Source organism: Cetobacterium sp. (assembly GCF_051653945.1).
Classification (GTDB): Bacteria; Fusobacteriota; Fusobacteriia; order Fusobacteriales; family Fusobacteriaceae; genus Cetobacterium_A.
This window is the reverse complement of the sequence record NZ_JBOFXD010000114.1, coordinates 18,029-27,982: the sequence shown is the minus strand read 5'-3', so window position 1 is coordinate 27,982 and position 9,954 is coordinate 18,029. Positions and strand designations below refer to the sequence as shown.

Annotated in this window: 11 protein-coding genes and 2 tRNA genes; 2 read left to right on the top strand and 11 right to left on the bottom strand. The window is 32.6% G+C overall.

Annotated features, from left to right (window positions below):
* Positions 1-63: 63 nt before the first annotated feature.
* Together ACRC8M_RS11940 and ACRC8M_RS11935 are read right to left on the bottom strand one after the other, a co-directional pair.
* Positions 64-139 (bottom strand) — tRNA-Gly (locus tag ACRC8M_RS11940).
* Positions 140-142: 3 nt separating this feature from the next.
* Positions 143-219, bottom strand: a tRNA-Pro gene (locus ACRC8M_RS11935).
* A gap of 214 nt (positions 220-433) precedes the next feature.
* Here ACRC8M_RS11935 and ACRC8M_RS11930 point away from each other — a divergent pair.
* Positions 434-1,072 (top strand): OmpA family protein, encoded by a 639-nt coding sequence (locus tag ACRC8M_RS11930; RefSeq protein WP_438529339.1) that lies wholly within the window; start codon positions 434-436, stop codon positions 1,070-1,072.
* A 35-nt stretch (positions 1,073-1,107) separates the two neighbouring features.
* On the opposite strand, the gene ACRC8M_RS11925 is transcribed toward ACRC8M_RS11930, so the two are convergent.
* The 9 genes from ACRC8M_RS11925 to asrA all read right to left on the bottom strand — a co-directional run bounded on the left by ACRC8M_RS11925 (position 1,108) and on the right by asrA (position 8,691).
* Entirely contained in the window at positions 1,108-1,467 is a 360-nt protein-coding gene (locus tag ACRC8M_RS11925; RefSeq protein WP_438529338.1) for an FMN-binding protein, read from the bottom strand.
* Positions 1,468-1,479: 12 nt separating this feature from the next.
* Entirely contained in the window at positions 1,480-3,033 is a 1,554-nt protein-coding gene (locus ACRC8M_RS11920) for a bifunctional metallophosphatase/5'-nucleotidase (RefSeq protein ID WP_438529337.1), read from the bottom strand.
* Between the two features lie 111 nt (positions 3,034-3,144).
* Entirely contained in the window at positions 3,145-3,621 is a 477-nt protein-coding gene (locus tag ACRC8M_RS11915; protein WP_438529336.1) for a hypothetical protein, read from the bottom strand.
* The gene (locus tag ACRC8M_RS11910) at positions 3,608-3,853 is read right to left on the bottom strand and encodes a hypothetical protein (RefSeq protein ID WP_438529335.1); all 246 of its coding nucleotides are present in this window, start codon (positions 3,851-3,853) and stop codon (positions 3,608-3,610) included. Before ACRC8M_RS11910 ends, ACRC8M_RS11915 begins: the two co-directional genes overlap by 14 nt.
* Positions 3,854-3,872: 19 nt before the next feature.
* Entirely contained in the window at positions 3,873-4,763 is an 891-nt protein-coding gene (locus ACRC8M_RS11905) for a YeiH family protein (protein ID WP_438529334.1), read from the bottom strand.
* On the bottom strand, positions 4,738-5,631 hold the full coding sequence (locus tag ACRC8M_RS11900; protein WP_438529333.1) for a hypothetical protein: 894 nt from the start codon (positions 5,629-5,631) through the stop codon (positions 4,738-4,740). The genes ACRC8M_RS11905 and ACRC8M_RS11900 overlap by 26 nt, the downstream gene beginning before the upstream one ends.
* A gap of 129 nt (positions 5,632-5,760) precedes the next feature.
* Complete coding sequence (gene asrC / locus ACRC8M_RS11895; RefSeq protein ID WP_438529332.1) at positions 5,761-6,831, bottom strand: sulfite reductase subunit C; 1,071 nt, start codon at positions 6,829-6,831, stop codon at positions 5,761-5,763.
* 13 nt (positions 6,832-6,844) lie between these two features.
* Complete coding sequence (gene asrB, locus ACRC8M_RS11890) at positions 6,845-7,654, bottom strand: anaerobic sulfite reductase subunit AsrB (protein WP_438529331.1); 810 nt, start codon at positions 7,652-7,654, stop codon at positions 6,845-6,847.
* The gene (asrA, locus tag ACRC8M_RS11885) at positions 7,654-8,691 is read right to left on the bottom strand and encodes an anaerobic sulfite reductase subunit AsrA (RefSeq protein ID WP_438529330.1); all 1,038 of its coding nucleotides are present in this window, start codon (positions 8,689-8,691) and stop codon (positions 7,654-7,656) included. The genes asrB and asrA overlap by 1 nt, the downstream gene beginning before the upstream one ends.
* 342 nt (positions 8,692-9,033) lie before the next feature.
* On the opposite strand from asrA, the gene ACRC8M_RS11880 reads away from it, so the two are divergent.
* Positions 9,034-9,906, top strand: coding sequence for an RluA family pseudouridine synthase (locus ACRC8M_RS11880; protein ID WP_438529329.1), 873 nt, complete (start codon positions 9,034-9,036; stop codon positions 9,904-9,906).
* Positions 9,907-9,954 lie beyond the last annotated feature (48 nt).

Genomic DNA, 9,954 nt, shown 5'->3' with positions numbered 1-9,954 from the left:
CACGCCTTAGAAGGGCGTTGCTCTATCCAGCTGAGCTACAGACACATTTGATAAATATTAAATTGGAGCGGGAGACGAGGGTCGAACTCGCGACATTCAGCTTGGAAGGCTGACGCTCTACCAACTGAGCTACTCCCGCAGATGGTCGGAATAGCAAGATTCGAACTTGCGGCCCCCTGCTCCCAAGGCAGGTGCGCTACCGGACTGCGCTATATTCCGACTATTTATTTTTGTAACTCGCTTTCGTTCGCTACAAAATTATAGTATCACAAATTCTTATTTCTGTCAACAAAGTTTTTTTATTTTTTTTATTTTTTATTTATATTTTAAAAAAAAGGATTGATTTTATTAAAAAAGAATAATAATTTATATACAAATATATAAAGTTTTTTTATAATATCTATAACATTTTTAGTTAAGGAGGTTTTTTATAATGAAAAATACAAAACTTATATGTTCTATTCTTTTAGCGGGATCTCTTTTGGGGGCTTGTACGGCTACGGAATCTGGATATAGTAACAAAACTACTGGTACTGCTGGTGGAGCAGCCGTAGGTGCTTTAATCGGACAAGCTATCGGACAAGATACAAAAGGAACACTTATTGGAGCTGGAATTGGGGCTCTTGCTGGTCTAGGTTGGGGAGCATACAAAGATCAACAAACAAAAGAGTTGCAAGCTCGACTACAAAATACTCAGGTTAAAGTAACAGACGAAGGAAATTACATAAATCTTAATCTTCCTGGTGGAGTTACATTCCCCACAAATGGATATGTTATAGGAAACGGATTCTATGGACCTCTAAATGATATTGGTGCTGTTTTAAATCAATATCCTGAAACAAGAATAGTTATTTCAGGTAATACTGATAATACTGGTGCTTACTCTTATAACATGGACTTATCTGTTAAAAGAGCAAGAAGTGTTGCCGACTATTTAGTACGTAGAGGAGTAAACCCTAATAGAATTACTATTAATGGATTTGGACCTGATAGACCTATCGCTAACAACTCAACTGCTTCTGGTAGAGCACAAAATAGAAGAGTTGAAATTCAGATTTTCCCAGCTTATTAATATAAAATTAAAGAGGGTCTAATTGACCCTCTTTTTTAGTTCTTTACTTTTTCTAATGCTTTTTTAGTAGCTTCTCTCATCCCTTCTGATGTATATGTAGCTCCCGATACAACATCAAATTCAGCATTTTGATTTTTTAGAATATATGTTTTTAATGTATCCACAGCTGGATCAGCTATTGGTGGTGTATCTTGATGAATAACATCAACTCCAATAATTTTAAATCCATCACCTTTTGGTTTCACTTGTAATTTTACAGTTAAATCACCATTGTACCCAGTTCCAATCTCTTCAACAACTAACGGTCCAGGTTTATTTGCTTCATATACTCCTAACAATAATCCTACTGCTATAAAAGCCAGCACTACTTTTTTTCTTAAAGATTCTTTATTCATTTATAACCCCTTTTATTTTTTCGGTATCAATCTAGGAACTACCTTATCTCTACCTTCTAATCCAACTTTTTGAATATACTCAATTAAAACCTCGTCTAAAGCTGGATAATGTCCTAATTCTTTTCCACCAGCTAAAGATGAATATCCATCTCCACCTGCTGCCATAAAGTCATTTGTTGCTACAACATATGTTTTATTTGGATCTAGCTTTTCATTTCCTACTTTAATTTCTAAAACTCTTCTATATGCTGGATTTTTTACATTAAATTTCACTGTCATTCCTGAAACCTGTGCCATTGCACCTAATGATTCTGGATATGATCTAATTCCATTTTCAACAGCTTTTTGTAAATCTGATCCTTTTACTTCCTTTGTAATTACATAATTTCCAAATGGTAATACGCTGATTATATCCCCTACAGTAACCTCTCCTGGGTTAATAGAAGCTCTAATTCCTCCTCCATTTGTAAGAGCTACATCTGCTCCTGTTTTCCATAACATTGCATCTGTTATCAGTTGAGAAAGATTTGTTTCCCCTGTTCTAACAAAAGCTCTATCTCCTTCTAATAAAATTGGTGTTTCTCCAACTTTAACGTTTGTTACCATCTCTTGCTTTCTAGAAATCTCATCTATTGTTGCTTTTACTTTAGCATCTTCTGAAACTGGGTTATCTCCATTCATTATTATATTTTTTGTATATAATGTGTAGTCTATTGCTTCAATTTTATTTTTTAATTTATCAAAATCAACTTTAACTACTCCAACATTTTTAGCATATTCACCAGTTTGTACTATAGTTACTCCATTGACTACTTTCTTTTCTTTTAACTCAGTATGGCTATGTCCATCGATGATTAAATCTATTTCAGGAACAGCTTCTGCTAACCCAATACTTTGTAATTTTTTTGCTGTACTTTCATCGTCACCTAAGTGAGATATTACAACTATGAATTTAACTCCCTCTTTTTTCATTTGAGCTACAACTGACTTTGCTGTTGCTATTGGATCAGCTATTGTTATGTTTTTTACATTATTTGGATTTGTTTTAAAGTAAGTTTCTGGAGTTGCTAAACCAAAGAATCCCACTTTTTTCCCATCTATTTTTCTAATATCATATGTCCCTGCAATTGGCTTACCTGTTGTTTTATCTACAACGTTTGCCGCTAATGTTTTATACTTTTGCATTGATAATAACTCTTCTAATCTATCTTGCCCGTAGTTAAAGTCATGGTTTCCTAAAGTTGCATAATCAAGTCCAGCTGCATTTAGAGTTTCAACCATTGACTCTCCTTTTGTTAAAGTAGCAAAAGTTGTCCCATGCATTGTATCTCCTGCATCTATTAGCAATACTTTTCCGTTATTTTTATCTTGCTCTAAAGCTTTAGCTATAGTAGCTACTCTAGCTAATCCTACACCATCATATTTCCCCTCTTTTGCTCTACCATGAACATCATTAACATGAACTAAAGTAAGTTCATACTCCCCATCTTTAGGTGGTAATGCTTTACAAGCAGAAAGAGCTAAGACTAACCCCATCAAACCAAAAACTTTTAAATTTTTATTCATTTTTCCTCCCTAATTAATCCTAGTTTTCAAATTAAATTCGAACATATTTTATCATATTTAGACAAGATTGTAAAAGAAAAAACTGCATACAAATGCAGTTTTTTCAAGACTTCATATTTTATTATTTAAAGTTTGAAGCAATTTTAAACTAACACTAAAACTTTCCTCATCTACTTCAAATATATCCATCCATTTTTTTAAAGTTTCTATCTCTTTTAATCTCATTACTTTTTCATTCTCTTCTTGAAAAATATAGTTTTTTATACTTAACGCTTCTTGAATTTGATATTTATAGAATTCTAAATATTTTTCATCCTTTATTAGAATTGTTTCCATTCGAGCTTTAATTTTTTCCGAAGAGGAATATCCCTCTTTTAATAAATCAACTATCATTCTTTTTAAAAATAGATACTCTTTTATAAAAAACTCTTTCTTGTAGCGGTAAACTCTTAACTCTTGAATATAATTGATTAAAAGAAAAGGAAATATAACAACCATCATAGACATTTTAGGCTTTTCTATCACTTCATTTGATATCTCTATAGCTCTTTTTTTTTCTTTTTCTATAAATATATCAACGTTTTGCATTTTTACTCTCTCCCCAATTTGAGTAAGTTAATGTATGTCTAACATTTTCTGAACTTGGTTCAACCTTTTTTACAAAAATATAATACCATGCTCCTGATTCTATATCCTCTTCTGCCAATTTCTCATGTGCCTCTTTAAATCCTAACGTTTCATCTAAAAAAGGTAGCACAGAAAAACAGAAAAAATATATACATACAAAACTACCTACAAAAGCTATCCATTTTTTTATCATATCTCCTCCTAAAAACTCTCTATAAACTCATTAAAGATTTTGTTATATCAGGGAAAACTACATGGAACATTAAATATGCAGCTCCAAAAGTTACACCTAAGTTGATAATTTTTCCTACTATATAAAGAGTAATTGGCTTTCCACCTTTAAATAACTTGCTTAATTCACTGAAGTTTGTAGATAGTCCGATACTTGTAAAAGCTAAACAGAACAGCCAACCTTGAAGAGGAGAAATCAATCCATTTACCATTCCTTTATCTATAACAATCTTAGATCCATCTACTCCCAACACTCCATAAATTCCTGAGAATACAAGAGAGGCACCAATAAATCCTAATATGAATTTTGGGAATCTATTCCAAATCTCTTTTAATGACCCTTTTAGAGAAAAATCTCTTTCTTCAGCCATAGATTTATCCACTTTTAATGACCAATACGCCGCTACACCTAGTGCCATTACACCGATTATTATATTTTGAATCATCTTTATAGTTGCTGCAACGTCTCTAGCAACTGGCCCTAGATATTCTCCAGCAGCAACTACTGCTCCTGTTGAATCAACTGTTCCTCCAATCCATGCTCCACCTAGCACTGGATCCATATTTAAAGCCTTTATAAACATTGGCATTGCTATCATCATAAATGCAGTAAACATAATAGAGATACTTACAGACAGTGTCAGCTCTTCTTTTTTAGCTTTACAAGCTGCTGCTGCTGCAATTGCTGCTGATACACCACTTACAGACATATCTGCTGACATAACCATATTTAAACTCTTTGACTCCATTTTTAAAATTTTATCTCCAAATCCAAAAGTTAAAACTAAAACTACTGGAGTTACAAACCAAGTTACGAAAATTCCTGGTATTCCTATTAATAAAACCTTATTTACTAAAACTGTTGATCCCAATAAAATCAATCCTGTTTTTATAAAATACTCTGTTTGAGCTGCTGCTAAAAGCTTTTTCGGTGGTTCCTACTGTATTACTAACTATTAATCCCAAAACTAGACCCCAGAAAACATATCCCAGACCCCAAGCCTTTAAAGTTTCTTGCTCTCCTAGTAAATAAGCACTTGTTGCTAATGCAAACACTGCTGGAAATCCTTGTAGGAACCCTTCTCTATCTCTCCCCATTTTTCTCATACCTAAACTGAAATAAATTCCTATGAATGCTAATAATATTACTAAATTGGGAATTAAATTATAAGGTTTCACAATAGCTTTAGCTTTCATTTTATTCTCTTTATCTCTACTAATAAGCCATTTATCTATTAATTCATTTGCAGTTGTATTTAAGTTAGTATCTGCAAAAACCTTTTCTTCAGCCAAAGCAGTCGCTGCCAAAGCTTGATTTTTTAATAGTGTTGTTTCCTTTTTTAAATCTTCATATTGTTGAGTAAATGGTGCCCCTTTTGCTTTAGCTGCACTTTCACTTAAGTATATTGATTCAATTGGATTGGTAACCCATTTTTTAGGCTTTCCTAAAATATTTTTTACCTTTTCCGTTGTTGATGTTTTTATAGCCAAACTATTTTTATCAAATTGTGCCTCATGCCACTGAACTGTTTTAAAAGGAGCTCTCTCTCCCTCCGCTTTCATTACACTATTATAAACCTCTGTTTTACCTAAAACACTTTGTGAATCTGACCCCATGTAAATAATTGTACAAAATATAAGTATAATTGTTGCTAGTAATATTGCCCAGTAATCCTCAAATTTAAATAAATCTAGTATTGTTTCCTTTAAACTTTTTTTGTTCTCTTTTACAGCTTCCATTTTTACCCCCTAGGTTTTTTTTAATGTGCTTTTGTTGAACTGATATTCAAAGTCCCAAACATGACTAATGGGAACCCTTTTGGGGTCCCCATTAGTTAGACTATATTTTTTGATTTTAAAAACTAAATTTTAGTGACCCCCACCGTAGTTAAAAGGTTTTTCTAATGTATATGTTTCTCCTGGACTTGGATGTTGAGATATTGGCTTAACGTTTATGTTAGCTCTGTACTCTGTCTCTGCCCAAAGGATTCTTTGTGCTACTTGTGCTTCTGGATTTAATTCTACTCCATCAAGTATCATCTCTTTAAACTTCTGATATCCAGCTCTGTCAATTAAGTGACCTCCATGGATATACATAGGTTTATGATGTAATACGTTAGCAGAGAACTTTTGCCAGTTTCCAATAACTTGAAGAATTACATCCTCTGTTACCCAGTTTAAGAACATTTTACCCATTCTTGGATATTGCTTTCCTGTTCTTCCACCTATTGTCATTCTATATAATTTTTGCTCTGGTCTTACCCATGCAGATGATGGACATGCCTCAACACACTCTCCACATCCTACACAACAACAAGAATCCTTCACAATTCTATGATTTTCTAATGTTAAAACTCTTGTAGCAGCGTGATCACAAACTTTAACACATCTTCCACATCCAATACATCTATCTTTTAAATAAACTGGTTTAGTTACACCCATAATTCCAAAATCATTAAAGTGAGCTTTAGCACAGTCATTTGGACATCCAGCTATAGCCATTTTTATATGGTAGTGACTTGGGAAAATTTTCTTCTCAAGTTTTCTAGCTAATTCCCAAGTATTGATGTTAGCTTTTACACAGTGAGAGTTTCCGATACATGCCATGATGTTTCTAGCTCCGATAGTAGGATATCCAGCTTTGTCAACTTCCATCTCAGCTCCACACATCTCTACATCTACTTCTTTTATGTACTCTTCTAAGTAAGCGTTTACTGCGTCTACATTTTCAAATTTTATTCCAGGAGCGTTAAGAGTTTGTCTCATACCCATATGGAATGTTCCATCTCCCCATCTCTCTGCAATCTCTTGTATTACCTTTAAATATTTAGCTTCAATTAATCCACCTGGAACACGAAGTTGGATCATGAACTCTCCAGGTACTTTTGATTGACGGAAGCAGTTTAATTTTAGTTTAGTTATATTAATATCGTGATTCACTTATTTTACCCCCTTAGTCGATTAGATATTTAGCTTGAGAATAGTTGAATACTGGCCCTTCTAGACATACATAAACTTCGTCGATTCTACAGTGACCACATTTTCCAATTGCACATGACATCTTTCTTTCAAAAGAAACCCAAATCTTATCAGCTGGAACTCCTAGCTTTTCAAATTCAATAGCTGTATATTTCATCATATTAGGTGGTCCAACAATTACAACCTCTAAATCATCAAATTTATCTGATAGCATTTTTAAATGAGGTACATACTCTGTTACAAGTCCTACACACTCACCATCTAATCCGCATCCTTTATCTACAGTTAATACCATTGGATGTTTTTTTCTCCAATTGATAATCTCATCTTTAAATAGTATTGATGCGTCATCTTTAAATCCAAATAATAATTCCATCGATTGAACTTCCTCTGGATTATTGTGGATGTGATTGATTAAAGATCTAACTGGAGCTAATCCTGATCCTCCTGTTACGATAACTACTTTTTTATTTTTTATATTAATTGCATCAAAACCTTTTCCATAAGGTCCTCTCATTGGTAATAAATCTCCTGCATGTAGATTAAAAATCTCATCAGTTACTACTCCAACTTTTCTAATTAAGAACTCTACCCATCCATCTGCTGCTGAGAAGTCTGTAACAGAGATTGGGCACTCTCCTACTTTTGGTAAAGATAATTGCATGAATTGCCCAAACTTTACATTTCCTGCCTCTGGATATTCAACTCTAAATAAGTACTCAATCTCAGTAACTTTTTTTACATCTAAAAGTCTATATGGCGTTGGCATTATTAAATTTTCCATTACTCATTACCTCCATTTAGTTTATCAACTTCTGCAGCTAATTTGTTTACAGTAGTTGAGAAAGATATAAACACTGGACACTTATCGTCACATCTTCCACATCCAACACACATATGGTGCTCTTTAAATCTCTTTTTATGATCGTGGATTTTATGCATAACTTTAAATCTCATTCTGTCTCCACCTGCTTTTCTAAACGAGTGATTTCCAGCCATATCTGTATATCCATCAACGTGGCAAGAAGCATTTATTCTTCTTCTTTCTCCTGCATTTGTATCAGAGCTGTAGTTCATATCGTAAGTTGTAAAACAAGTACATGTAGAACATGACACAGTACAACTTCCACACATTAGACATCTCTTATCAAACTCTTTCCACATCTCTAGTGATTTTACTGCTATTTGAGTTTCTTTATCATTTATCTCTGGTATTCTAACAACTCTCTCATTTTCTACAACTGGAGTTACTAAGAAATCAATTTCATCATTTCCTGCAAAGTAAGAGTTAAATGCAGCGTCTTTAGTTTCTACTAAAACTTCTTCACCATTAAATTTTACTCCAAATGCATACTCATCTGCTGATCCAGTACCCATTGAAGCACAGAAGCAAGTATCCCAACCTTTTGCTGGACACTCCATTAATATAAACTTTGTCTTCTCTCTCATTCTCTTATAGTATGAATCTTCGAATCCACCATTTTTTAAGAAGATATCATCATATCTTTTTATCGAGTGAATATCACAAGCTCTTGCAAATACAAGCATTGGTCTATCGTCAACAACTTTTGACTCTCTATAGTCTGCATCTGTAAAATATAAAACTGTTTCTGTTATAGGGCTTAATGCTTCCTTTGCTGCATAATCAGATTTCTCATCATGTACAATCTCATCTGCCGAATAAACTCTATCATATCTCACAATGTCTGTGTCTGAATATCTTCCCTGTTTAGGAAATCTTTTTGGAGCATAAATTTTATACTCTTTACTAAGATTTTTTAACAAGCTATCAAAATTTTCCGCTGTTATTTTGTATCCCATTCTTACTTTGCCTCCCTGTTATTTGAATTTTTATTCAATTCATCATGTGTTTATATTACAACCTTTATGTTTTTTTGTAAACCATTAATTACCGTTTTTTGTTAATTGGTTAAATTTAAATTTTTAGTAGAAAAGTATTTGGTCAGACTTTAATTTCTTTATTTTTTTACTAAAGTTTTTACTTTTGAATCGCCTTTCAAATTCTAATTTCATACAACACTAGTATACTTATACACTAGTGTTAGAATGGTCATTTTTTTATCACTTTTAAATCAAAAGATTGTTTTTTTCTGAATTTCATTATAAAATATTAAAAATAATATAAATTTTAAAGGTGGAAATATGAAAAAATTTGTTGTTGAACCTGAATTTCATAATATGAAAATTTCTCAATACCTTAGAGAAAAGGGATATTCTGGAAGAGGTATTAGAAACGTTGAAGTATATTTAAATGGAAAAAGAACAAAAACTACAAAACAAGTTAAGAAAAATGCAAGACTTTTAGTTAAAGAAAAGGAAAAAGAAGTTGGAATTAAATCTATTCAAATGGACTTAAAAATAATATATGAAGATAAAAACCTACTTATTATTGATAAAGACCCATACTTAGTTGTTCATCCAACTACTAAAAAAACAGATTTAACATTAGCTAATGGTGTTATTCACTATCTTCAAGAACAAACTGGAAAAATTCAACCCCCTAGATTTTTTAATCGTTTAGATATGAATACTTCTGGATTGATTGTTGTGGCTAAGAATGCTTATACACAAGCCTTTTTGCAAAGTGATAAAGAGAAAGTTTCTAAATTTTATCAGGCTATTGTAAAAGGGATTGTTAAAGAGGATGAGATGATGATTGAAATTCCTATTGGGAAAGAAGGGGATGAACTTAGACGTAAAGAGATGACTCCTGAAAATGGTGGTCAAACTGCTAAAACTTATATGAAAGTTCTAGAGCGTTTTCCAAATGAAGATTTAACTCTAATCGAATTAAAACTTTTCACTGGTAGAACTCATCAAATTCGAGCTCATATGTCCTTAGTCGGTTACCCTATTTTAGGGGATGACCTTTATGGTGGTGGCGACATTAGAGCTAAAAGACAGCTTCTTCATGCATTTAAACTGATTTTTACCGATGTTGAAAATGGTGAAAAAATCCAAGTTGAAGCACCTTTACCTGAAGATTTTAAAGAAATTCTCCATATAGCAAACTAATTTTAAATTATAATAAACAAAAAAGATACTTATTAATAGGTATCTTTT

Bases quoted from the DNA above. Each gene is read 5' to 3' on its own strand.
- ACRC8M_RS11910 (WP_438529335.1), bottom strand. From the start codon at position 3,853: ATGATAAAAAAATGGATAGCTTTTGTAGGTAGTTTTGTATGTATATAT.
- ACRC8M_RS11900 (WP_438529333.1), bottom strand. From the start codon at position 5,631: ATGGAAGCTGTAAAAGAGAACAAAAAAAGTTTAAAGGAAACAATACTA.
- ACRC8M_RS11920 (WP_438529337.1), bottom strand. From the start codon at position 3,033: ATGAATAAAAATTTAAAAGTTTTTGGTTTGATGGGGTTAGTCTTAGCT.
- asrB (WP_438529331.1), bottom strand. From the start codon at position 7,654: ATGGAAAATTTAATAATGCCAACGCCATATAGACTTTTAGATGTAAAA.
- ACRC8M_RS11925 (WP_438529338.1), bottom strand. From the start codon at position 1,467: ATGAATAAAGAATCTTTAAGAAAAAAAGTAGTGCTGGCTTTTATAGCA.
- ACRC8M_RS11930 (WP_438529339.1), top strand. From the start codon at position 434: ATGAAAAATACAAAACTTATATGTTCTATTCTTTTAGCGGGATCTCTT.
- ACRC8M_RS11915 (WP_438529336.1), bottom strand. From the start codon at position 3,621: ATGCAAAACGTTGATATATTTATAGAAAAAGAAAAAAAAAGAGCTATA.
- ACRC8M_RS11880 (WP_438529329.1), top strand. From the start codon at position 9,034: ATGAAAAAATTTGTTGTTGAACCTGAATTTCATAATATGAAAATTTCT.
- asrA (WP_438529330.1), bottom strand. From the start codon at position 8,691: ATGGGATACAAAATAACAGCGGAAAATTTTGATAGCTTGTTAAAAAAT.